The 22,562-nt window shown below is 64.3% G+C and carries 25 protein-coding genes and 2 tRNA genes; 13 read left to right on the top strand and 14 right to left on the bottom strand.

The features are described from left to right. Window positions 1-66: 66 nt before the first annotated feature. The 3 genes from ACT17R_RS16245 to ACT17R_RS16255 form a co-directional block, all read right to left on the bottom strand. Window positions 67-489, bottom strand: coding sequence for a DUF4112 domain-containing protein (locus tag ACT17R_RS16245; protein ID WP_003044221.1), 423 nt, complete (start codon window positions 487-489; stop codon window positions 67-69). A 41-nt stretch (window positions 490-530) separates the two neighbouring features. Further along, window positions 531-2,039 (bottom strand): ABC transporter substrate-binding protein, encoded by a 1,509-nt coding sequence (locus ACT17R_RS16250; RefSeq protein WP_062902494.1) that lies wholly within the window; start codon window positions 2,037-2,039, stop codon window positions 531-533. Window positions 2,040-2,067: 28 nt separating this feature from the next. After that, a tRNA-Leu gene (locus ACT17R_RS16255) sits at window positions 2,068-2,154 on the bottom strand. Between the two features lie 90 nt (window positions 2,155-2,244). On the opposite strand from ACT17R_RS16255, the gene ACT17R_RS16260 reads away from it, so the two are divergent. Genes ACT17R_RS16260 through ACT17R_RS16270 form a run of 3 tightly spaced genes read left to right on the top strand, consistent with a single transcriptional unit; the run spans window position 2,245 to window position 4,666 of the window. After that, window positions 2,245-3,192 carry an ABC transporter ATP-binding protein gene (locus ACT17R_RS16260; RefSeq protein WP_062902493.1) on the top strand — a complete coding sequence of 316 codons (948 nt, stop codon included), beginning with the start codon at window positions 2,245-2,247 and terminating at the stop codon, window positions 3,190-3,192. Next, window positions 3,189-3,956 carry an ABC transporter permease gene (locus ACT17R_RS16265; protein WP_003044212.1) on the top strand — a complete coding sequence of 256 codons (768 nt, stop codon included), beginning with the start codon at window positions 3,189-3,191 and terminating at the stop codon, window positions 3,954-3,956. The genes ACT17R_RS16260 and ACT17R_RS16265 overlap by 4 nt, the downstream gene beginning before the upstream one ends. Window positions 3,957-4,000: 44 nt before the next feature. Further along, window positions 4,001-4,666, top strand: coding sequence for a hypothetical protein (locus ACT17R_RS16270; RefSeq protein WP_444809840.1), 666 nt, complete (start codon window positions 4,001-4,003; stop codon window positions 4,664-4,666). An 86-nt stretch (window positions 4,667-4,752) separates the two neighbouring features. Here the strand turns inward: ACT17R_RS16270 and ACT17R_RS16275 are convergent, their stop codons facing one another. The 6 genes from ACT17R_RS16275 to aroA all read right to left on the bottom strand — a co-directional run bounded on the left by ACT17R_RS16275 (window position 4,753) and on the right by aroA (window position 10,116). Beyond that, complete coding sequence (locus ACT17R_RS16275) at window positions 4,753-5,031, bottom strand: integration host factor subunit beta (protein WP_003044209.1); 279 nt, start codon at window positions 5,029-5,031, stop codon at window positions 4,753-4,755. Window positions 5,032-5,230: 199 nt separating this feature from the next. Next, complete coding sequence (gene rpsA / locus ACT17R_RS16280) at window positions 5,231-6,943, bottom strand: 30S ribosomal protein S1 (protein ID WP_003044206.1); 1,713 nt, start codon at window positions 6,941-6,943, stop codon at window positions 5,231-5,233. A 293-nt stretch (window positions 6,944-7,236) separates the two neighbouring features. Next, window positions 7,237-7,866 carry a (d)CMP kinase gene (locus tag ACT17R_RS16285; RefSeq protein WP_186401923.1) on the bottom strand — a complete coding sequence of 210 codons (630 nt, stop codon included), beginning with the start codon at window positions 7,864-7,866 and terminating at the stop codon, window positions 7,237-7,239. Continuing rightward, complete coding sequence (locus ACT17R_RS16290) at window positions 7,863-8,138, bottom strand: CBU_0592 family membrane protein (RefSeq protein ID WP_444809841.1); 276 nt, start codon at window positions 8,136-8,138, stop codon at window positions 7,863-7,865. Before ACT17R_RS16290 ends, ACT17R_RS16285 begins: the two co-directional genes overlap by 4 nt. Continuing rightward, the gene (locus ACT17R_RS16295; protein WP_062902490.1) at window positions 8,135-8,791 is read right to left on the bottom strand and encodes a hypothetical protein; all 657 of its coding nucleotides are present in this window, start codon (window positions 8,789-8,791) and stop codon (window positions 8,135-8,137) included. The genes ACT17R_RS16290 and ACT17R_RS16295 overlap by 4 nt, the downstream gene beginning before the upstream one ends. Further along, window positions 8,788-10,116: a 3-phosphoshikimate 1-carboxyvinyltransferase gene (gene aroA, locus ACT17R_RS16300; protein WP_217373464.1), complete on the bottom strand. Its 1,329-nt coding sequence runs from the start codon at window positions 10,114-10,116 to the stop codon at window positions 8,788-8,790. The genes ACT17R_RS16295 and aroA overlap by 4 nt, the downstream gene beginning before the upstream one ends. Before the next feature lie 124 nt (window positions 10,117-10,240). Here aroA and ACT17R_RS16305 point away from each other — a divergent pair, with 124 nt between their 5' ends. Further along, window positions 10,241-10,561 carry a TIGR02300 family protein gene (locus ACT17R_RS16305; RefSeq protein ID WP_003044196.1) on the top strand — a complete coding sequence of 107 codons (321 nt, stop codon included), beginning with the start codon at window positions 10,241-10,243 and terminating at the stop codon, window positions 10,559-10,561. A gap of 121 nt (window positions 10,562-10,682) precedes the next feature. After that, window positions 10,683-10,758 (top strand) — tRNA-Ala (locus ACT17R_RS16310). 74 nt (window positions 10,759-10,832) lie between these two features. On the opposite strand, the gene ACT17R_RS16315 is transcribed toward ACT17R_RS16310, so the two are convergent. Further along, on the bottom strand, window positions 10,833-11,279 hold the full coding sequence (locus tag ACT17R_RS16315; protein ID WP_058811379.1) for an RrF2 family transcriptional regulator: 447 nt from the start codon (window positions 11,277-11,279) through the stop codon (window positions 10,833-10,835). Between the two features lie 162 nt (window positions 11,280-11,441). On the opposite strand from ACT17R_RS16315, the gene ACT17R_RS16320 reads away from it, so the two are divergent. The 3 genes from ACT17R_RS16320 to ACT17R_RS16330 all read left to right on the top strand — a co-directional run bounded on the left by ACT17R_RS16320 (window position 11,442) and on the right by ACT17R_RS16330 (window position 13,376). After that, the gene (locus ACT17R_RS16320) at window positions 11,442-12,005 is read left to right on the top strand and encodes a hypothetical protein (protein ID WP_058811854.1); all 564 of its coding nucleotides are present in this window, start codon (window positions 11,442-11,444) and stop codon (window positions 12,003-12,005) included. Then, window positions 11,989-12,702: a hypothetical protein gene (locus ACT17R_RS16325; RefSeq protein ID WP_444809842.1), complete on the top strand. Its 714-nt coding sequence runs from the start codon at window positions 11,989-11,991 to the stop codon at window positions 12,700-12,702. Before ACT17R_RS16320 ends, ACT17R_RS16325 begins: the two co-directional genes overlap by 17 nt. Before the next feature lie 71 nt (window positions 12,703-12,773). Next, the gene (locus ACT17R_RS16330; protein WP_186401920.1) at window positions 12,774-13,376 is read left to right on the top strand and encodes an HD domain-containing protein; all 603 of its coding nucleotides are present in this window, start codon (window positions 12,774-12,776) and stop codon (window positions 13,374-13,376) included. Between the two features lie 89 nt (window positions 13,377-13,465). On the opposite strand, the gene ACT17R_RS16335 is transcribed toward ACT17R_RS16330, so the two are convergent. After that, on the bottom strand, window positions 13,466-14,269 hold the full coding sequence (locus ACT17R_RS16335) for an enoyl-CoA hydratase-related protein (protein ID WP_003044180.1): 804 nt from the start codon (window positions 14,267-14,269) through the stop codon (window positions 13,466-13,468). A 235-nt stretch (window positions 14,270-14,504) separates the two neighbouring features. Here ACT17R_RS16335 and ACT17R_RS16340 point away from each other — a divergent pair, with 235 nt between their 5' ends. After that, entirely contained in the window at window positions 14,505-15,743 is a 1,239-nt protein-coding gene (locus ACT17R_RS16340; protein WP_082819959.1) for an MFS transporter, read from the top strand. Between the two features lie 131 nt (window positions 15,744-15,874). Continuing rightward, complete coding sequence (locus ACT17R_RS16345; RefSeq protein WP_186401919.1) at window positions 15,875-16,981, top strand: aspartyl protease family protein; 1,107 nt, start codon at window positions 15,875-15,877, stop codon at window positions 16,979-16,981. Here the strand turns inward: ACT17R_RS16345 and rsmD are convergent. Together rsmD and ACT17R_RS16355 are read right to left on the bottom strand one after the other, a co-directional pair. Further along, window positions 16,978-17,520 carry a 16S rRNA (guanine(966)-N(2))-methyltransferase RsmD gene (rsmD, locus tag ACT17R_RS16350; RefSeq protein ID WP_217373463.1) on the bottom strand — a complete coding sequence of 181 codons (543 nt, stop codon included), beginning with the start codon at window positions 17,518-17,520 and terminating at the stop codon, window positions 16,978-16,980. The two genes, ACT17R_RS16345 and rsmD, sit on opposite strands and share 4 nt — an antisense overlap. Continuing rightward, window positions 17,520-18,374, bottom strand: a complete 855-nt coding sequence (locus ACT17R_RS16355) for a pseudouridine synthase (RefSeq protein WP_040590028.1) — start codon at window positions 18,372-18,374, stop codon at window positions 17,520-17,522. The genes rsmD and ACT17R_RS16355 overlap by 1 nt, the downstream gene beginning before the upstream one ends. 157 nt (window positions 18,375-18,531) lie before the next feature. Here ACT17R_RS16355 and ACT17R_RS16360 point away from each other — a divergent pair, with 157 nt between their 5' ends. The 3 genes from ACT17R_RS16360 (at window position 18,532) to ACT17R_RS16370 (ending at window position 21,243) form a co-directional block, all read left to right on the top strand. After that, on the top strand, window positions 18,532-18,969 hold the full coding sequence (locus ACT17R_RS16360) for a response regulator (protein ID WP_003044165.1): 438 nt from the start codon (window positions 18,532-18,534) through the stop codon (window positions 18,967-18,969). A gap of 58 nt (window positions 18,970-19,027) precedes the next feature. Next, entirely contained in the window at window positions 19,028-19,765 is a 738-nt protein-coding gene (locus tag ACT17R_RS16365; protein ID WP_217373462.1) for a DUF1223 domain-containing protein, read from the top strand. An 80-nt stretch (window positions 19,766-19,845) separates the two neighbouring features. Beyond that, on the top strand, window positions 19,846-21,243 hold the full coding sequence (locus ACT17R_RS16370; protein WP_003044156.1) for an MFS transporter: 1,398 nt from the start codon (window positions 19,846-19,848) through the stop codon (window positions 21,241-21,243). On the opposite strand, the gene ACT17R_RS16375 is transcribed toward ACT17R_RS16370, so the two are convergent. Further along, complete coding sequence (locus tag ACT17R_RS16375; RefSeq protein ID WP_186401916.1) at window positions 21,240-22,556, bottom strand: bifunctional folylpolyglutamate synthase/dihydrofolate synthase; 1,317 nt, start codon at window positions 22,554-22,556, stop codon at window positions 21,240-21,242. The two genes, ACT17R_RS16370 and ACT17R_RS16375, sit on opposite strands and share 4 nt — an antisense overlap. Window positions 22,557-22,562: the final 6 nt, after the last annotated feature.

The raw sequence follows: 22,562 nt of genomic DNA on the forward strand, positions 1-22,562 counted from the left end.
CTCGGTCTCCATGAGCAGGGTCTGAAGCTGCTGTGCTAGCACTATCAGACACCCGATGGGAACCGCCTACTGGTCGATGACGATCGTTCCGGGGTGATGCTTGTCGAGATGTTTCCGGATGATGCGCAGATTGCGCGTGTTCGACCGGAACAGAAAGTCGAAGGCATCGCCGACGAGCGGGATGGCCCCAAGCGCAGTGTCGACGCCGAGATTGCCCATCATCCGCCACAGCTTCCATTTGGGCATGCCCAGATTGCGCGCTTCCCAGATGATATAGGCCCCCATGACGGCGGTCACGACATCGCCGACGACGGGCACCAGCCCGACGATCGCGTCGAGCCCGACCGGCCGGTTGATGCCGGGAATGGTGAAGCTGCGTTCGAGGAGAAGCTCCAGCGTTTCGATGCGCTTGCGCAGCGCCGCAGGATTGTTGCGATCGGCAACCAAGGCTTCGAAAATCGCGTCCGTATTGGGCGTCGAGGGGGGCATCGGCGTCCTTTCCAACCGCGCACGACGATGTGCGCCTATTATTAGTTGGGTTTGGCGAGCAAGCGATTCAATGGGTGGGCCGCCCGCGCATTCGGCTTGAACCCTGTAAGCCGCTGCGACGCGACCGACCAGCGCAGCGGCGTGGCGATCGGAATGAACGGGGTGTAGCGCCCCAGCATCGTTTCGATCTCGCCGATCTGGCGCGCGCGCTGGCCACTGTCGATATTGAGCACGGCCTGATCGATCTTCGCCTGTGCCTCGCGGTTGCACAGCGTGTCGCGCTGGCACGACAGCCGGCGGAGCGCCCAGAGGGCGTCGTCATTCGGCGCCACCTCGTCGATCAGGCGCAGGTCCGATGCCGCATCCATAGCGACGCGGCGGCTTTCGATACCGATGCGGGCAAAGTCGGCGGCGACATAGGCAAAGAGAATGCGGCCGCCCGGCGTCTGGGGGACCGCGATGCGGAGCGGCGCAATCTCTCGCCCGGCGGCGCGCCAACTGTCGACCACGCGCTTCGACTGGGCGAAGCGCGAATCATTGTCGAAGTCGGCCCAGGCGGGTTGCAAGGGTTCAGGGCCGCCGTCGCGGCGGTAGACTGCCGGCCGAAGCGCGCGCTGCGGCTGCCATTCGGCAAGGCCGAAGGCGTCGATCAGGCGCTGCCGCCGCACGACGCGCGACAGGGCATCGCGGTTGATGTCGGAGGCGAGGAACCCTTCGGCGCTGGTGAAAGAAAGGCCGAAAAGCCCCGGCACCGGATCGACGATGAGGCGCGAGCGGCCGATGCTGGACACGAGGAAATAGGGGAGGGTCGAAAAGCGGCCGCCGATCACCCCGTCGGCATAGCCATTATTGTAGCGGGCCAGCGCCCCGGCGGGCGTCGTGCCGACGAGTTCGACCGACGCGGCGGGATCGTTTGCGGCGGCTTCGGCGGCCTCGGGATCGTCGGCGAGCGGGTCGGGCGCGGGCGTCAGCAGCAGCGCGCGTCCGGCCTTGCGCGATCGCATCGGCCCCCAGCCCATGCCCTTGTAGACGATCGTCAACGAAGGCTGCGCGAGCAGTTCGAGCATATTGGGCTGCGGCACTGCGAGCCGGATTTCGATGACCTGATCGGTCATCGCACGGATCGTCTCGATCTCCGGGAAATCGTCCTTCAGCAGGTTGCGGCTGTTCGTGCCAAGATAGCCGCGCAGCACCGAAACCACGTCGTCGGCCGTGACTTCGCGACCGTTCGACCATTTTGCCTCGCGCAGCCGGAAAATATAGCTGCGCCCGTCGCCGGTCACCGTCCAGCGTTCGGCAAGACCGGTGTCGATCTGGCCGTCGGCGTCATAGCCGACAAGCCCCTGCGCCGTCATTTCGAGCAGCGCTGCATTGGGCGAGGACAGTTCGCCGTTGAGCGGGCTCGCCGCGGCGTTGAGCGGCCCCATCGCGGCGATCCGCACCGGACCCCCGCCACCGCCGAAAAGGCCGCATCCGGCGAGCGCGGCGACCAGCAGCGCGGTGCCCGCGAACCGCGCGCCGCGGCGCGAACGGAGGCTGCGGCGCGTCATATTCCTGTGCCTCCCCTGTGCCAGCGGTTGGTGCGGACGGCGGGACTCGAACCCGCACACCCGTTCGGATAGCAGATTTTAAGTCTGCTGCGTCTACCGATTCCGCCACGTCCGCGCACCGCGGCCTGTCATGCCGATGGGTGAGGGGAGGTCAAGTCATCTTTGCCGCTTTGTCCCGGCGCGCTCCTCGGCTAGACCGACGCGCATGACAGCGGTTCTGGAAATTTCCGGTCTGGGAAAGACTTACAAGAGCGGGCATCGCGCTTTGGCGGGTGTCGACCTCAGCATCGAGAAGGGCGAGATATTTGCGTTGCTCGGCCCCAATGGGGCAGGCAAGACGACGCTTATCAGCATCGTCTGCGGTATCGTGACGCCGAGCGAGGGCAGGGTGACGGTCGGTGGTCACGATCATGCCCGCGACTATCGCGCGGCGCGATCGATGATCGGGCTGGTGCCGCAGGAACTGCATACGGATTCGTTCGAAACGGTGATGGCCACCGTGACTTTTTCGCGCGGTCTGTTCGGCAAACCGCGCGATCCGGCGTTCATCGAGCAATTGCTGAAGGATCTGTCGCTGTGGGACAAGCGCGGCAGCAAGATCATGGAATTGTCGGGTGGAATGAAACGCCGCGTGATGATCGCCAAGGCGCTGAGCCACGAACCCGAAATCCTCTTCCTAGACGAACCGACCGCGGGGGTCGACGTCGAACTGCGCCGCGACATGTGGAATATGGTGCGGGGCCTGCGCGAGCGCGGGGTGACGATCATTCTGACCACCCATTATATCGAAGAGGCCGAAGAAATGGCCGACCGCGTTGGCGTCATCACGCGCGGCAAGCTGATCCTCGTCGAAGAGAAGAACGCGCTGATCAAGAAGCTGGGGCGCAAGACGCTGACGCTCAATCTTGCCGAACCGCTCGATGCCATTCCGGCCGAACTCGGCGACTGGACGCTCGAACTGGCGGAGGAGGGGCATGAGCTTGTCTATGAATTCGACAGCCAGGCCGAGGCGACCGGCGTGCCGTCACTGCTACGTCGGATGACCGATATCGGCATCGCCTTCAAGGATCTGCACACACGGCAAAGCTCGCTCGAGGATATTTTCGTCGGGCTGGTACACGAACCCAGGGATGGCGAAGGAGCGGCGACATGATCGGCAACGTCCGCGGTATCCGCGCGATCTACATGTTCGAGATGGCGCGCTTCGGGCGCACGGTGTGGACCAGCCTGATGTTGCCCGTCATCACCACGACGCTCTATTTCGTCGTCTTCGGATCGGCGATCGGTAGCCGGATGAGCGACGTCAGCTCGGTGCCCTATGGCGCGTTCATCGTGCCGGGGCTGATGATGCTGACAATGTTCACCGAAAGCATCAGCAACGCGAGCTTCGGCATCTACATGCCCAAATGGACAGGGACGATCTACGAGATGCTGTCCTCGCCGATGTCGCCGCTCGAATTGCTGATCGCCTATGTCGGCGCGGCGGCAACCAAATCGGTAATCATCGGCGCGATCATTTTCGCGACCGCGCATCTGTTCGTCGACATTCAGGTCGCGCATCCGTTGCTGATGGTCGGCTTCATGGTGCTGATGGCGGTGACCTTCTGCCTCTTCGGCTTCATCATTGGCATCTGGGCGCAGAGCTTTGAACAGCTGCAGGTGATCCCGTTGCTCGTCGTCTATCCGCTGACCTTCCTGGGCGGCGCCTTCTATTCGCTCGACATGCTGCCCGCCGCGTGGCGCGCGGTGACGCTGTTCAATCCCGTCGTCTATCTGATCAGCGGCTTTCGCTGGACCTTTTTCGGACAGGGCGACGTGGCGATCGAGGTCAGCATGGGCGCGGTGGCGCTCTTTCTGGCGCTGTGCCTCGGCCTGATCTTCTGGATGTTCCGCACGGGCTACCGGCTCAAGAACTGAGGGCGTGCATGGCGAGCGTCAAGATCGCTAAGGAGTAAGCGGAGATGAAAACTCCAAAGATTCGGTTGGCAGGTTTGGCGTTCTTCCTCGTTCCTACAACAGCCGACGTAGAGGCCGAAGAACGCGCGGCGTGTGCCTATGACCGAAACGCCATACTGCAACTTGATCCGAATATGTTCGATCAAGATGACAAGGCCGGTTGGCGAGAGCTCGCCAATCGAGACGGATGCCAAGCTGCCGCCGCTGATGCGATCGCATTATATATCGAAAGTCACCGAGAAACATTGGTGCGACAGTGGCAGCTGCCTTCCTTCAAATGGCACGAGGCGCAGCTCCGCGCTATGGCGGGACAGGTTTCGCAGGCCACTCGCCTGATGCGCCAGTCGATCAAGCCGGAGAAGGGCCCCGAGGGCTTTGAAGGCTGGACCGACTACGCGCTGCCTTGGAACCAATATGTCTTGGCAACGATCGCCTTTCTGGAGGGAGACATGGATGCGCTGAAGGAGGCGCGGGACCGTCTTGCCAACTCGCCCATGCCGCCGGGTTTCGATACACTTGATCGATCGCAGGTCAGTGTCCCGCCGTCTTGGCCGCAGAATCTCGATGTGGTCGATGGATTGATCGCCTGCATTGGGCAACCATATCAGGAAGCATATGGGAGTGCGCATTGTCGGGATGTCGGCAAGCAGGAAGCGCGGCGCAAGCATTGAGCCCCCGCGCTCCGTTGATTGACAGGAAGGCCGCAGAAAAATCCCGCGAAACCGGTCTTTTCTGCGGCTGGCTTTGGCTTGGCCGTTCAGCCGTTCAGCCGCTCGCGCATTTCCTTGCCCGGCTTGAAATAGGGCACGCTCTTGGCGCTTACCGCGACCGGCGCGCCGGTGCGCGGATTGCGCCCGGTGCGCGACTCGCGTTCGCGGGTTGAGAAGGCGCCGAAGCCGCGCAGCTCGACGCGGCCCCCCGCCGCAAGCTGCTCGACGATGGCGTCGAAGAATTCATCGATGATGCGTTCCACCTCTTCGAGGCGCAAATCGCTGTTTTCACTCGCGATCATTTGAACCAGTTCCGACCGGATCATCAGCTTCCCCTAGTTATCACGCGCGCCCCACGGGCGCAGGCCATCCGGTCTTTGCCGGTTCCACAGCGTGAGGACCCCTCCCAACGCGGCATCGAACCTATCATGATTCAGGGTTCTTTCAAAACATATCGCTGAAAGAAAAAGGCCCGCAGAGGGACACTCTGCGGGCCTTTTGTTTCACCGCAAAAGCGGGGAAGGATTAATCCTTCTTGCCGGCCTTCAGCGCTTCGCCGAGGATGTCGCCGAGCGACGCACCCGAATCCGACGAACCATATTGTGCGACGGCTTCCTTTTCTTCGGCGATCTGCATCGCCTTGACAGAGAAGCTGGGCTTCTTCGAACGGTCGAAGCCGGTGACCATCGCGTCGAACTTCTGACCGACCTGATAGCGTTCGGGACGCTGTTCGTCGCGGTCGCGGCCGAGGTCGGCGCGCTTGATGAAGCCGGTGGCGCCATCTTCGCCGGCCTGGACTTCGAGGCCGTTGTCGCGGACTTCGAGGACCGAGACGGTGACGACATCGTTCTTCTTCAGCGAGCCCGAAGCGGCGACACCGCCGCCGACGGCCGGAGCACCCTTTTCAAGCTGCTTGATGCCGAGGCTGATGCGTTCCTTCTCGACGTCGACGTCGAGAACGACGACCTGCACATTCTCGCCCTTGCGGTGGAGGTGCAGCGCTTCTTCGCCCGAGATGCCCCACGCGATGTCCGACATGTGAACCATGCCGTCGACGTCGCCCGGAAGGCCGACGAACAGACCGAATTCGGTCGCGTTCTTGACTTCGCCTTCGACAACCGAGCCAACCGGATGCGCTTCTGCGAAGGCACCCCAGGGGTTCGACTGGGCCTGCTTGAGGCCAAGCGAGATGCGGCGCTTGTCGCTGTCGACTTCGAGGACGATGACGTCGACTTCCTGGCTCGTCGAAACGATCTTGCCGGGGTGGACGTTCTTCTTGACCCACGACATTTCGCTGACGTGGACCAGGCCTTCGATGCCGGGTTCGAGTTCGACGAACGCACCATAGTCGGTGATGTTCGTGACCGTGCCGGTGAGCTTCGCACCGACCGGATACTTGGCGGCGACGCCTTCCCACGGATCGCTTTCGAGCTGCTTCATGCCGAGGCTGATGCGCTGCGTATCGCGATTGATGCGGATGATCTGCACCTTAACCGTGTCACCGATGTTGATGACTTCGCTCGGGTGGTTGACGCGCTTGTAGCTCATGTCGGTGACATGGAGCAGGCCGTCGATGCCGCCGAGGTCAACGAACGCACCATAATCGGTGATGTTCTTGACCGCGCCTTCGATGATCTGACCTTCTTCCAGGTTCTGGATCAGGCCCGAACGCTGTTCGGCGCGCGTTTCTTCAAGGATGGCGCGGCGCGACACGACGATATTGCCGCGGCGGCGATCCATCTTGAGGATCTGGAACGGCTGCGGCAGATCCATGAGCGGGCCGACGTCGCGCACGGGGCGGATGTCGACCTGGCTGCCGGGAAGGAACGCCACGGCGCCGCCAAGGTCGACGGTGAAGCCGCCCTTGACGCGGCCGAAGATAACGCCTTCGACGCGGGCTTCCTTGTTGAATTCTTCTTCCAGGCGGTCCCAGGCGGCTTCGCGGCGAGCGCGGTCGCGCGACAGCATGGTTTCGCCATTGGCGTTTTCGACGCGGTCGACATAGACTTCGACTTCGTCGCCGACGTTGAGGTCGGCCTTCTGGCCGGGCATCGCGAATTCGCGAAGCGGCACGCGGCCTTCGCTCTTCAGGCCGATGTCGATCACTGCCAGGTCATTTTCGATCGCGGTCACGGTGCCCTTGACGACGCGGCCTTCAAAGCCGCCATCAGCACCACCCAGCGATTCGTCGAGCATCGCGGCGAAATCGTCGCGCGACGGAAAAGCCGTAGAGGCCATATGGGTTCTTCCTTACTTCATTTGTTCCGGCCAAGCGGTTGGTTCCGCTGGTCTTGTGGCCGATCCGTCCTGCCCGCCGAATGCGAAGCAGAACATCCTCAAGACCGGTTGGCGGCAGAAGCACGGGCAAAGCAAAAAGGGCGCGACGGGGATAGCCCATCACGCCCGACGCTCGATAGAGAGCGACGGTTCGTCCGTGCCTCGACCGGCCACAAGGCCCGTCGGACGGCGCGCGTATAGTCGCGAACGCGGCTTTCGGCAAGGCGAAAAGCCCTGTCGGCCGCGGACTCCCGTCAGCCGCGCGCCTTTGTCCGTTCGGTGACGAAGGCGATGGCGGCGGCGATCGCGGCATCGCGGTCCATCGCCGAGGTGTCGAGCAGCATCGCATCGTCGGCGCGGAGCAGGGGGGCGTCGGCACGGCCCATATCGCGGGCGTCGCGGGCGTGGATGTCGGCGAGCACGGCGTCATAGCCGATTTCGACCCCGCGCCCCAGCATCTCGGCATGGCGGCGGCGGGCGCGTTCTTCGGCGCTTGCCGTCACGAACAGTTTGGCGTCGGCGTGCGGCGCGATCACGGTGCCGATATCGCGCCCGTCGAGCACGGCGCCGCCAGGCTGGTTGGCGAAATCGACCTGCCGCTGGAACAGCGCCTTGCGCACCGCAGGATGCACCGACGCGCGGCTGGCGAGGCTGCCCGTGCTTTCGTAGCGAAGCGCGGGATCGTCGAGCAAGGCGTCCGGAAAATCGCAGGCGACGAGGGCGTCGGCCGCCTTGTCCGGATCGCCATGATTGAGCTGCGTCTGATAGCCCACAGCGCGATAGAGCAGCCCGGTATCGAGCACGGGGAGGCCGAAATGCTCGGCAAGCGCCTTGGCGATAGTGCCCTTGCCCGACGCAGTAGGGCCGTCGACCGCGATAATCATGCCGAATCACCGCGGGTACGGCGCGCGCGAAGGGCGCGCAGCAAGCCCCAGGAAGCGATCAGCGCCCAAGCCGCTTCGAGCAGAAACGCCGCCAAGTTGAAATGAACCGACAGCGAGATCAGCAGCAAAATCACGCCGACAAGGTCCACCGCATTGAACAGCAACTGATCCAGCGTCTTGGCCATGTTTGCATAGGCGAACGCAGCGATGAACAGGATGCTGCCGATGATGCCGATCGCGTTCGCGGCAAAGGAGGAGATATAGGCGCTCATACGAATTGATAGCCGTCAAATCGCACGCGGAGCAGCCGGCCATCGTGGTCGAAGCCGATTTCGACCCAGCCGGGGTTGAGCGTCGCGCCGCATTCGACGGGGCCGACGTTTCCCGACACGAGCGACGGGTCGCAGTCGAACGCCACATCGGGCAGAAAGCGGCGAACCCGGGCCCTCACCTCGGACTGGTCGCGCGCCGCCCCGATATCGAGCGCGCCGATCGGTCGCCCTTCGAACTCGCTTGCCTCCACCGTCTTGATCATGACACGGAGGTCGTCGGCGCCGTCTCCGTACAGAAAATGACGCACACCGGCGGCGTCGCGCCGTTCGCAGCCCTCGTCGGGGATGCAGGGCTCGTCGTCGATCGGCCGAAGTCCGCTGCCGGCGTCTGCCGCACGGCTATCGATCGGATAATCGGAAAAGCTCCGGTCGACCCGAAGCTGCGCACCGCTCGGACAATATTCGACGTCGCCGTCGCACGTCGCGCTGGTGACCGATGCCGTCGGGTCCGGCGCGCGCGCTGTATCGGCAAAGGCGCCCGCCGTGTCGGCGGTTGTCGGAAGGGTGGCGCCCTGTTGCGCGCCGGCCGCGCCGGCACTTAGGCCGAGGAGCGCGATCGGGGCCGCGATGGACAGGATGGGACGACGGTTCATCGCTGCAGGCCCTCCAGCAACGCCTCGAAATTGGGAAAGCTCGTTGCGACCGGTGCCATATCGTCGATCGTCACGGGGGCCTTGCTGACGAGGCCCGCGATGGCGAAGCTCATGCAGATGCGGTGGTCGAGGTGGCCGGCGATGGTCGCGCCGCCGGGCAGCGGGTCGCCGCCGGTGCCGTGGATGACGAGGCCGTCCTCGCTCTCCTCGACCCGCACGCCGATCGCCGCGAGGCCCGCGGCCATGACCGACAGCCGGTCGCTTTCCTTGACGCGCAGCTCGTCGAGGCCGGTCGTCACGGTCGTCCCCTCGGCAAGCGCGGCGGCGACGAAGAGAATCGGATATTCGTCGATCATGCTCGGCGCGACTGCCGGATCGACCGCGATGCCGCGGAGCAGGCTGTGGCGGACGCGCAGGTCGGCGACGGGCTCGCCGCCGACTTCGCGCGCATCGAGCAGTTCGATATCCCCGCCCATCGCCTTCAATACCTCGACCAGGCCGGCGCGGGTCGGGTTGAGGCCGACATTGGCAATAGTGACGTCCGATCCGGGGACGAGCAGCGCCGCAACGATGAAGAAAGCGGCCGACGAGGGGTCGCCCGGAACGACGATCGTTTGCGGCCGCAATTCGGCTTCGCCCATCACCGAAATCCAGCGAGTGCCGTCGGGTTCTACTTCGACGTCCAGCGTGGCGCCGAAGCCCTTGAGCATCCGTTCGCTATGGTCGCGCGTCGGCACGGGTTCGATCACGGTGGTGATTCCCGGCGTATTGAGGCCGGCGAGCAGGATCGCCGACTTGACCTGCGCCGAGGCGACCGGAAGCCGATATTCGATCGGCACCGCGGGCGCGAGGCCGCGCACCATCAAGGGAAGGCGGCCACCCGGCGAGGCCGAGATGTCAGCGCCCATCTGCGACAACGGATCGATGACGCGCCCCATCGGGCGTCCCGACAGGCTGGCATCGCCGACGAAAGTGGTCGTGATCGGATGGCTGGAAACAAGGCCCATCAGCAGGCGCGTCGAGGTGCCGCTGTTGCCCATGTCGAGCGCTTCGCGCGGCTGGAGCAGGCCACCGACACCGACGCCTTCAATGACCCATTCGCCGTCGCCGGTGCGGTCGATATTCGCGCCCATCGCGCGCATGGCCGCGGCGGTGGCGAGGACATCATGCCCCTCAAGCAGCCCGCTCACGTGGCTGGTGCCGACCGCGAGCGCCGACAACATCAGGGCGCGATGCGAAATGCTCTTGTCGCCGGGAATCGCGATCCTACCTTTAAGCGGAGCGGACGCGGCGAAGCTGCGGGGGCGGGCATTCTGGTCAGTCATGGCGTGCGGCTTTTGACAGCGGCCCGACAATCTGGCAAGGCGCACGCCGATTTGACGGATCGCCGGCCCGGCGCCCATCTTTTTCCGAAATATCAACCGATTTCCAAAAGGTTACGAGGCTTATATGGTAAAGGCTGAATGGGGCACGAAGCGTAGCTGCCCGAAATGTGCCACCCGATTCTACGATTTGACCAAGGATGATCCGGTCAGCTGCATCAATTGCGGCTATTCCTGGATTCCGGAATCGGTGCTGAAATCGAAGCAGCCGATGCCCTTCGAGGAAGTCGAGAAGCCGACCAAGGTCAAGGAAGAGGCCATCGACGAGGATCTGGATCTGGACGTCGATGTCGATGAAGACAGCGATTCGCCGGATAACGATGTCGATCTGGGCGGCGATGACGATCTGGGCGTCGCCACCGGCGACGACGAAGACGACGAAAGCTGATTTTTCGGCGAGGGGCCAAAAAAGCATCGCGGAGATGCATTTGGCCCCTTGCATCGAACGCAGGCGCTGCTAAAGGCGGCGTCCCGGTCGCACCACCCAGGGCGGCCAGACGAAATGGCACGGGGCCTTAGCTCAGCTGGGAGAGCGCTACAATGGCATTGTAGAGGTCAGCGGTTCGATCCCGCTAGGCTCCACCATTTCCTCGAAAACAAGAGGTCCGACGCACCGGCGTTCGGGCCTTTTTCTTTGCCGTGCCGGTTGGCGTGGCGCGTCAGAGCGCCATTTCTTCCTTTTCGAACAAGGGTTCGAAGCCGATCGGGTCGGCCAGGCTGATCCGGTCGAGGATCGCGGCGGTATCGTCGCGCACCTTCAGCATCAGCGTGCGCATCCGGCATTCGGCTTCGGGCAGGCAATTCTTGCAGGTTTCGTGGGCATTGCGGCTGGCACACGGGACCAGCGCGAGCGACCCGCGCGTCAGCCGGACAAGATCGCCATAGCTGATGTCGACCGGCGGCAGCGCAAGCTGATAGCCGCCATCGCGTCCGCGCTGCGAGATGAGCAACCCTTCGCGCGCCATTTCCGACAGGATGACGGTCAGGAATTTGGGCGGGATATTCTGCGCCTCGGCAATGTCCGCGAGTTGGACCTGACCCTTGCCCCAATGATCGGCAAGATGCTGAAAGGCACGTATCGTGTAGCGGGTCTTCTGCGAGAGCATGGCGCGCTGTCTGATCCACTTTGCCGATAATTTCAACCTCCCGACATGACAATTATCGCCTCAGCGCCAGCCCCATTGATTGAAATCACAGCGCGGCGTAGTTTCGCGGCGATAAGCGGGGTCGCGATCACAGGTTTTGGCACGGGTTTTTTGGAGCCGCATATGAAGCGAATCATGTTGGTCCCCGCCTGGGCCGCCGTCACCCTGCTGGCGGTGGCGCCCGCGCAGGCACAGTTCGGCGGGCTGCTGCGCAAGGTCACGACGCCGACCCCCGCCCCGACGTCGAGCGAAAGCGACAACGGCGGTTGTCCCAAGGGCAAGAAGGGCAGCAGCGTCGGCCGCGGCATATTGGGCGGTGTGATCCGCGATGCGGTGGGCGACGCGGCCAGCAAGGCGGGCGTCTATTCCTATGTCCCGATCGCCGAGGTCAGCGGAACGCTGACCGACGCCATCGCTTGCCGCCTCGACCCCGCCGAACAGGTGCAGGCCGCCAAGGCCACCGAAGAGGTGACACGCGGCGAAGCGGTCGGCACGACGTCGAACTGGACCAGCGAAACGCGCGACAATGTCAGCGGGTCGTCGACCGTGGCTTCGATCAACACAGAGGACGGCGGCAGGAAGTGCATGACCGTCAACGACTTCGTGATCGTCGATGGCGAGGAAACCCGTGTGTCGAAACGCATGTGCAAGGGCCCGGGTGATACGCGCTATGTTCTTGCGGCCTGAATTGCCGAAGCTCGCCCTCACGGCGCTTGCGGTCGTCAGCCTGACCGCGGCGACCGAGATGGACCCGATCAATCCGACCTGTCCGCTCAACCCCAATTGGTCGGCCAATCCGACGATGAAGCTGACGGTCGAAAAGCGCGGCGCGATGAAGGTGATGCTCGGCGAAGGCCGCGTTGATTCGGGACTGCCCGACCGGCTGAGCGCCGCGCTGAAGGCCAATCCGGACGTATCCGAGATATGGCTGCGTTCGCCCGGCGGCGATGCGCGCGCCGGCAACGCCGCGGGGCGCATCATCCGGTCGAACCCCGGCCTTGCGACGCGCATACCGAGCGGCTGGGCCTGTTTCAGCGCCTGCAATTTCGTCTTCATGGGCGGCGCGCCGCGGCTGATCGAGCCGGGCGGCGAGTTCATCGTCCATATGTTCACCAGCACCGGCGACCGCTCGCTGATCGACGAAAGCGTGGCGATGGGCACCGATGCGACGACCGAGCTGATCGGCGACGTCGAACAGGACAGCGCGCTGCTGGCGAGCGAGGACAATGATTTCCTGATCAAGATGGGCGTGTCGCGCAAATTGCTGACCGACATCATGTATCGGCAGAAGGCGGTGAAGGGCAGCGGCCCGGACAAATCGACGCGCCGCTGCCTGACGCTCGACGAAGCGCTGAAATATGGCGTGACCTACGCGGTAGAATAGCGACGGCTGAACAGCGTTGCATATCGCAACGAAACGCATAGACTGGCCGCCGATATATGGGAGAGCCAGCCATGACCGACATGACGCACGATCACGCGTCCTTCCGTTCGATGATCGACGGCACACAGGAAGATTGGGATATCATCGCGCGCGAGCAGAAGGAATTCGCGCCGCAGAACGGCAAGCGCATCCTCGATCATCTGAAACTGCTTGGCGGCGATTATGGCGGCTTTCCCGTTGATCGGCTCGAGCATTGCCTGCAGACCGCGACGCGCGCGCATCGCGATGGGCGCGACGAGGAATATGTGGTGATGGCGCTGCTCCACGACATCGGCGACACGCTGGGCGCATTCAACCATCCCGATGTCGCGGCGGCGATCCTCAAGCCCTTCCTGTCGGAAGAAAATCTTTGGATCGTCCAGCACCACGGCATCTTCCAGGGCCATTATTTCTTCCACTATCTCGGGCTCGACCGCGACATGCGCGACCAGTTCAAGGACCATCCCTATTACGCGGCGTGCGCCGAATTCTGCGAAAAATATGACGCGCCAGCGTTCGACCCCGACTATGAAAGCGAGCCGCTGGAATTCTTCGAGCCGATGGTGATGCGTCTCTGCTCCTATCCGCGCACGAGCATCTACAAGAAGATTATGGTCGAAGAAGCGGCGGAGTAAGCCCCAGCGTTCATGGGTAATACCCGGCGAAAGCCGGGGTCAGAAGGCGCGCAAAAGGACCCCGGCTTTCGCCGGGGAGCACTAGTAGTTCACTTGCCCTTGAACTCGGTCTTGCGCTTCTGAAGGAAGGCCGCGATGCCCTCGGCGGCATCGGCGCTGTTGCCGGCCAGATACTGGCCCATCGCCTCGGCGTCGAGCGTGTCGGCATAGCTTTGCGTCAACCCGCCGCGCAGCACCTTGCGCATCGTGCCGAGCGCAACCGTCGGTCCGCTGGCCAGCCGCTTTGCGAGCGCTTCGGCTTCAGCCATCAGCGCGTCATCCTCGACCGCCTTGTAAATCAGTCCCCAATCGGCGGCCTGTTCGGCCGAGATTTTCTCGCCGAGCATCATCATCTGCGTCGCGCGCGGCAGGCCGACGAGCCGTGGCAGCAGCCACGACGATCCCCCGTCGGGGACGAGGCCGATATTGACGAAAGCCTGGAGGAAATAGGCGCTTTTGCCAGCAATCGCGAAATCGCCCGACAGCGCAAAGCTGCATCCGACCCCTGCGGCGGGGCCGTTGACCGCGGTCACGACCGGAATGTCGAGATTGGCGAGCGCGAGCAGCATCGGGTTATAATGGTTGCGCAGCGCCTTGCGACTGTTCGCGCCGCCGCCGACAGCGGTTGCGCTGCGATCGCCCGCCAGATCCGCGCCCGAACAGAAACCGCGACCCTCACCGGTAATCAGCAGCGCACGCGCGCCAAGGACGCCCATCCAGTCGAGCGCGGCGCGGATATCGTCGGCCATCGCGGGCGGCATCGAATTGAGCCGTTCGGGACGGTTGAGCGTGATCTTCGCGACATTGTCGCTGCACGCGAGCTTGATCGTGTCGAAGGTCGGTATGTCGGTCATGGGGAAGAATCCTCTCGCGGTCTTTACCTTTACGTTCACGTAAAGGTGTGACCGATTCGGAGGATGAGTGCAAGGGGCGTTGCACGGTAGCGACAGTGCGCTCGGGCCCCGATGCCCCGCGCCGGTTTGACATCGCGTCGGCAATCGCACACCGGAACAGATGATAACTGGGGTGATTTGACCGGGGGGGAGGGCGACTGTGAATCTGGAGCCATATCGCAGACATCGCCGAATTTTGACCGCAAGTCTGGTCGGCACCGCAGTCGAATTTTATGATTTTTATATCTACGGCACCGCGGCTGCGCTGGTCTTCGGGCCGCTTTTCTTTCCTTCGGAATCGCCGTCGGCGCAGCTGATGCTCAGCTTCATGAGCTTCGGGCTCGCTTTTTTCGCGCGGCCGGTCGGCGCCGTCGTGTTCGGCCATTTCGGCGACCGGATCGGGCGGAAGTCGACGCTCGTTGCCTCGCTGATGCTGATGGGGGCCTCGACGCTGCTTATCGCCTTTCTGCCGACCTATGCGATGGTCGGCTGGGTCGCACCGTTGCTGCTGTGCATCTTGCGGTTCGGGCAGGGCTTCGGGCTGGGCGGGGAATGGGGCGGTGCGGCGCTGCTCGCGGTCGAAAATGCGCCGCCGGGATGGCAGTCGCGCTTCGGCATGTTCCCGCAGCTTGGCGCGCCGGTCGGGTTCATCGCCGCCAACGGACTGTTCCTGCTCCTCGGCCTTTGGCTGAGCGATGCCGATTTTGCGGCGTGGGGCTGGCGTATCCCCTTTCTTGTTTCCGCCGTGCTCGTCGGCCTTGGCCTGTGGGTGCGGCTCAAGATCGGTGAGACGCCGGCCTTTTCGGAGGCGTTGGAGCGCGACGCGCCTGTCGGCGTGCCGATCGGCGAGTTGCTGCGCGGCCACTTCGTCGCGACGCTTGCCGGCACCTTCGCGGTCGTCGCCTGTTTCGCGATCTTCTATCTCGCGACCAGCTTCGCCCTTGCGCACGGCACCACCACGCTCGGCTATCCGAAGGAGGAGTTTCTGCTCATCCAGCTCGGTGCGATATTGTTCATGGCGGGCGGCATTATCTTTGCGGGCTATGCCAGCGATGCGTCGAGTGCGCAGCGCGTGCTGCGCTGGGGCTGCGGCGCGACGATGCTCGTCGGCTTGCTGTTCGGTCCGGCGCTGGCCTCGGGGAGCTGGCTGACGATCTTCGCAGGTCTCGCCACATCGCTGTTCGTCATGGGCCTCGTCTACGGCCCGCTCGGGAGCTGGCTGACCGGCCTGTTCCCCGTGCGCGTCCGCTACACCGGCGCGTCGGTCGCCTTCAATGTCGGCGGCATATTGGGCGGCGCAGCCGCGCCGATCGCGGCGCAGGCGCTCGGTGACTGGCGCGGAACCGAGGTCGTCGGCCTCTATCTGGCGCTCGCCGGACTGGTCAGCTTTTGCGGCCTGGCCTTGGTGACAAAAATTGAACGCGGTGACGCGTGAGGCGCAATGTCATTGCGGCGTCATCATTGAATCTCTAACAAACGGATAGTCTCCCACCACCGCGAGATCTGCCCATGTCCTTGATCGCACGCCGTTCTTTCATCGCCTCATGGCCGGTCATCGCCGGCCTCATGCTGCCGGGTTCCGCAGCCGCTTTGGCGCCAATGGTCTTCGCCGCACCGATCAGGCTGCAGGGCAATCGCGTCTGGCTTGATGTGTCGGTGGAAGGCTTGCCTCCCGAACCGTTCATTCTCGACACCGGTACCACCGAAAGCCTGATTTCGGATAGCTGGGCGAACTCCGTCAAGCTGCGCGAACGCGGCGCGAGCATTATCGGCGGCCTGGGCGGGGTAGAGCGGACGTCGGTCCTGCGCGTCGAGGATGTGGTGATCGGCGGCACCTTTCGCATCCCCTATATGGAATTTCACGGCACCAAGTCAGTCGTCGACTCGAGCACCCGGGGATTGATCGGCGCGCCGCTGTTTACCGATATGGACAGCGATCTTGATTTCGTGGCGAACCAGTGGCGCATCTATCCCGATGGCCGTAGCGAGCGGCCTGGCATGTATCTGATACCCGAAAGCTATATGCCCCGCCGGGCGAGCTACGGTTTGACCACGCCCGTGCAGATCGGCGATTTTTCCGGGCGCTTCCTGATCGACACAGGCGCACCCCGCAACATCCTGCTCGATGGCAAGGCGGCGCGCGACATCGGTTGGTGGGATAGCGAACGACCCTATGTTCCCGTGCGTGCAAGCGGCTTCGGCAAAGGAAGTCTGCGGACCCGTATGTTCCGGGCGGACAAGGTCCTTCTTCACAAATTCGCCTTTCCGCGCGCGCTGGTCACACTTGCTGAGCCCGGCCCGCGGAACGGCAATTTCGATAATGTCGAGGGGTTGGTCGGGTTGGACATGATCCGCCATTTCCACCTGTCGACGGATCCCAAGCGCAAACAGCTATGGATGGCGCCCAACGGACTCGATTTTGCAGGAACCGAGCGCTATCCGATGTCGGGGCTGTGGCTTGACCGCAAAGGTACGCGTATCGTGATCGAGGATGTTGGCAACGGCAGCCCGGCCAAGGACGCCGGGCTGCAACCGGGCGATACGCTTGTGGGGGTCGAATGGAACGCGATGTTGCGCCGGCTGGGCGGCAAGCCCGGGGATCAAGTCGCGTTCGATTATGAACGCGACGGGAAGCGCGGTCACGCGCAGTTCAATCTGAAGCCCTATCTTTAGTCGGCACGGAGCAGCGTCAGCTTAGCTTTTCCGACCTTTCGCTCCGCTTCGATCGCGAAGCCTGCGACGTCGACGCTTTCTTTCTCGCCTGTTTCGATCGAGATCCAGCTATCGGTATCGACCCAGCCGAGCCGCGCCAGCTTGTCGAGTGCGACACTGCCCGCGCCGGTTGCATAGGGCGCATCGAGCAGCAGCAGATCGAAACTGCGTGGCGCTGGCCCAAGTGCGAGGACCGAACCGGCCCGCACCTCGGCGCGTCCGGCCGCACCGAGCGCCGCCAGATTCTTGCGCAGGGCGTCGATCGCCTCGCGATCCTGCTCACCGAACAGGCACTGCGCGGCGCCGCGCGACAAGGCCTCGATCCCCAGCGCGCCCGACCCCGCGAACAGGTCGGCGACATACAAGCCCTCGAAACTACCGAGCCGGCTTGCAAGCATGGAGAAGAGTGTCTCGCGCGTGCGGTCGGCGGTCGGGCGAGTGGCATCATTCTTGGGCGCGATCAACTTGCGACCGCGCCATTTGCCGGAAATGACGCGCATCAGCTCATCCGCCGCCGGAACTGGAACAAGGCATCGCGTGGTACGACCTCGACCGCGCCGACATCGAGGCCGTCGAGCTCGAAAGCGCCATATCGCGTCCGGATCAGGCGGCTCACCTGCAGCCCCAGATGTTCGAGCACGCGGCGAACCTCGCGATTCTTGCCCTCGGTCAGCGTCAGCTCGATCCACTGGTTGCGCCCCGTCCGCCGTTCGAGATTGGCGTCGATCTTGCCATAGCGGACCCCGTCGATCTCGACCCCCTCGACCAGTTCCTCGAGCTGCGCTTGGCTGATGTCGCCAAACGCGCGGGCGCGATAGGTGCGCTCGACCCCGCTGGCGGGCAGTTCGAGCTGGCGCTTGAATTCGCCGTCATTGGTCAGCAACAGCAAGCCCTCGGTATTATAGTCGAGCCGCCCGACGGGCATCAGCCGCGGCAGCCCCTTGGGCAGCACGTCATAAATCGTCTTGCGTCCCTTGGGGTCGCGCGCCGCGGTCAGGCAGCCGACCGGCTTGTAGAAGCGATAGAGGCGCGTCGATACGGGCTTTGCGACCGGATTGCCGTCGACGGTCAAGCCCTCGAGCGATGAGAGCAGCGGCGCCGGTTGCACGATCACCGCGCCGTTCAGTGCAATGCGGCCTTCCTCGATCATTCGTTCGACATCGCGCCGTGACCCGACGCCAGCGCGCGCCAGGAGCTTGGTGATGCGCTGCGGCCCGTCCTCGCGCTCCTCTTCCTTCGGCGGAGCCTTACGCGGCGGTTGTGCAGCGCGCGCGCTGCGGCGGCCACGCGGAGCGTCGCCCTGCGGGGAAGCGGGCGGGCGGGACGGCGAACGGGGTGGGCGGCGTGTCGTCATCGGAACGGATGCGGCTTTCATATCGTTATTCGGGAAAAGGGATGTTGTAATATGGCCACGCTCATAGCCGGAAAAGTGTCGCTTCGTCGATGGCAAGCAAAAGCAATCTTGCGAGGACGCGCACGCAGAGTCATGCGGCGGACGGAAGGTAGGTAAAATGCTCTTCGCGTCCCGCCCGTCCTGCTTCAAACGGCTGCTGATCGTCGAGGATGATCCGCTGGTCGCTTTCGACAATGAGCGGACCCTGAAGCATGGTGGCTATGACGTCGTTGCGACGGTCGATTCGGGCGAAGCGGCTGTCGCGATGCTGGCAGACAAGACGATCGATGCGCTGATCCTCGACCTCAAGCTCGCGGGGCACATGACGGGACGCGAGGTTGCGCGGCTCGCGCGCGACCGCGGCGTTGCCGTACTGCTGGTAACGGGGCAATGTCCCGAAGATGCGGGCGACATCGCGCTCGCCTGCCTGACCAAGCCGCACGGGGCGGCGGCGCTTCTCCACGCGGTTCGCGCCGTCGAGACGATGGTGTGCAAGCACAAGATGCCGCGCAAGGTGAGCGGGATGCAAACCTATTGGCGTCCCGAGGCCGCGTAACCGGCCCGCTGCCTCCACCGAACCGGCGGTTGAGTGCCGATGCGCGAGGAGGATCCCGTTGAAGATATTGCTTCCGCTGTTCAGCTTGGCTTTGGGGGCGGCCGCCGCGCTCCTGTTCGGGCCATCCGATCGACCGTCCGCCGCCATCGCGGCTTCGACGCCGCCCGCGGCGCCCGTGCTGGTCGAGTTGTTCACCAGCCAGGGTTGTTCCTCCTGTCCGCCCGCCGACCGGTTGCTCGAAAGACTGGATGCCGAAGGCTCCGTGGTCGCGGTCAGCCGCCCCGTTACCTATTGGGACCGGCTGGGATGGAAGGATACGCTCGCGCGCGCCGCGAACGATGCGCTTCAGGACCGCTATGCGCGGCGCGGGCTGCCGGGGGCGGGCGTTTATACCCCCGAAACCGTCGTGCAGGGGAGCGCGGCCGCCGTCGGATCGGACGAGCGGGCGCTGCGCCGGATGCTCGGCGCCGCGCCAAGCGACGCGGCGCTTCGCCTCGACGGCGGCCGTGTGGTCGCTTCGCGGTCCGCAGCGGGTGCCGAATTGCGCTTCCTGGCGATCGCGCACCGCGCCTCGGTCGACGTCGCCCGCGGCGAGAATGGCAACCGGACGCTGGGCTATACCAATGTGGTGCTGGCCGAGGCGGCGGTTCCTTGCCCCGCAAGCGGCGCCTGCGCGGCTGCAATACCCGCAGCGATCGCGGGCCAGCGCGGCGCCGACCGCTGGGCGGTGCTGTTGCAGGACCGCGCCGGCGGGCGCGCGCACGCCGTCCGCTGGATCGGGCGCCCCGCCAAATAGATGCTTCCAATTTGGTCCTGTTGCTTTAGGCCGAACGGTTCGATGCGTCGCCGGTCAGCCGAGCGCGACAGGGAGGATCTATGCAGGCAGATATGGCGCCGCCGCCACCGCAAAGCTGGTGGGACAGCATCCGGCCCTATCTGGAACGCGCGCCGCTGGCGGCGCTGCTGCTCGGCATTTCGTCGGGATTTCCCTATGCGATGATCGGTGCCACCTTGACGACGCGACTGTCGCAGGACGGTTTCGAAAAATCATCGATCACCGCCTTTTCGCTCGCCTTTCTCGTCTATAATTTCAAACCGCTGTGGGCCTGGATCGTCGATACGATCCGCCTTCCGGGGGCCGGGGTGGTCGGCCAACGGATCAGTTGGCTGATCCTGACGGCCATGCTCGTCATGCTGGCGGTCGGCAATCTCGCGCTGGTCGATCCGCAGCAGGTCGGCCAGTCCCCCGTGGGGCACCTCATGCAGCGGTTCGGGCTTGGCCATGAAGGCGAATTCGCCGCGCTGTTCGAAATGGCGGTCGGTGCGGTTCTCGTGGGTGCAGCGGGCGCGACGTTCGACATTGTGATCGACGCCTACCGGATCGAGATATTGAAGCCCGAACAACTCGGTGTCGGATCGGGCATGTCGCAATATGGCTGGCGGATCGGATCGGCGGGCGCCGGTGCGCTCGCGCTCTATCTTGCCGCGCGGCAAGGATGGGAGGCGGCCTATCTGGCATGTGCGCTTTTTGCATTGCCGGCGGTCATTGCGGGCTTTTGGGTCGGCGAGCCCGAGCGGCACCGCGCGGCACTCTCGCGCGAAGGCAAACCAGGACTTGTCGCGGGTATCATCGGTCCCTTCCGCGAGTTTTTCAGTCGCCATGGCGCCTGGCTGGTGCTGCTGTTCATCCTGCTCCACAAGATCGGCGATACGCTCGCGAATCTGACGCTGCGCCTGCTGCTCAACGATCTTGGCTTCAGCAATGACGAGATTGCGATCTACGACGTCGGTATCGGCTTCTGGGCCTATCTGATCGGCATTTTCATCGGCGGGATTCTCTACGCGCGGATGGGCATGAAAAAGTCGGTACTGCTCAGCCTGATCCTGATGGCGGTGAGCAATTTCAGCTTCGCGCTGCTCGCGGCGGCGGGCCACAGCAATTGGGGCCTCGCCGGCGCGATCGGGTTCGAAAATATTGCGAGCGGCATCGGCGGCGTCGTCGTCGTCGCCTATTTCTCGGCACTCTGCGACTTGCGCTTCACTGCGGCGCATTATGCGCTGATCTCCTCCGCAGCGAGCATTGTCGGTCGTTTCCTGACCGGCACCACGGCGGGCGCGATGATGGACAATATGGGCAATGTGAACTTCTATCTGTTCACCGTCGCCGCGGCCCTGCCGGGTATTGTCCTATTCTGGCTGATGATGCGCAGCGGGCTCGTTGACCAATCGGTCGGCACGGCGGGTACCCGGCATGCGCGCGAGGCGTCGGCCTAATCGGGCAATTCGCCGTTCGCGCGCAGCACCTCGCCCGCAAGGTAAAGCGAGCCGGCGATCAGGACGATCTCGGTCACAGGGTCTACGGCCAATCCGGCCAGCGCAGCCTCGACGGTATCGGCCGCGAGCGCTTCCGGCCCGAAGGCTGAGGCGCCATGATGCTCGTGCCCGGGCACCGGCACGACGGTGATCGAGGCGAGCTTGCCGGCGAGGGGATCGATCAACGCCGAGGGATGCTTGTTGGCGAGCATCCCGGTGACCAGATGGATGCGGCGCGCATCGCCCGCAAAATGCTGCGCGAGTTGATGCCCTGCATCGGCATTGTGGGCGCCGTCGAGCCACACCGTCGTGGCGGGCGGGAGCAGCTTTGCGAGCGGTCCGCTCTCCAGTCGTTGCAACCGCGCCGGCCAGTAAGCCGCGGCGATGCCGCGCTCGATCGCGCCCGCATCGGGTTTCGGTCCCGGCGCGAGATGGAGCATCGCAATCGCAAGGCCCGCGTTGCGCATCTGATGCCCGCCCGCCATGCGCGGGCGCAGCAAGGCGGGGAGTTCCCCGTCCATCGACCGCCAGCGAAAGGCGTCGCCGACGGCTTCGACCGACCAGGTTTCGCCCTCGACGAACGGGACCACGCCCGCCGCCTCGGCCCGGTCCGCGATTACCCGCGCCAGCGGCGGCGGATAGGCGAGCGTCGCCAGCGCGGCGCCGCGCTTGATTATGCCGGCCTTTTCCCACGCGATCCGTTCGGCAGGGCGCGTCGGGGTGCCGTCTTCGGGCGCGAGCAGAAAGGCCTCATGGTCGATGCCGAGCGAGGCGATGCCGCACACCGCCGGCGCCGGGATGATATTGGTCGCATCGAGTCGTCCGCCCAGCCCGACCTCGATGATGCAATCGTCGGCGGGGATGCGCGAAAAGGCAAGGAAAGCCGCCGCCGTCGTCACCTCGAAAAAGCTTGCGTGCAGCCCTTCCGCGACGTCGAGGGCTTCGCCAAGCAAGGCGGCGAGCGCCGCATCATCGATCAGGGTGCCCGCCAGTCGGATGCGCTCGTTAAACCGGACGAGGTGCGGGCTGGTATAAGCGTGGACCCTGCGCCCCTGCGCCTCCAGTATTGCGCGCAGATAGGCGCAGGTCGATCCCTTGCCGTTGGTCCCTGCGACATGGAAGGTCCGCGGCAGCCGGTCTTGGGGATCGCCGAGGCGCGCGCACAGTTCGCCGATGCGTTCCAGCCCCAATATGTCGCGACCCGGCGACAGCGCCGCGAGGCGGTCGAGCTGCGCCTGAACGGCGGGATCGGAACTGTGCGCGTGGTCGGGCATGGATTC

Origin of the sequence: Sphingopyxis sp. Q841 (assembly GCF_052384365.1) — a bacterium.
GTDB lineage: Bacteria > Pseudomonadota > Alphaproteobacteria > Sphingomonadales > Sphingomonadaceae > Sphingopyxis > Sphingopyxis terrae_A.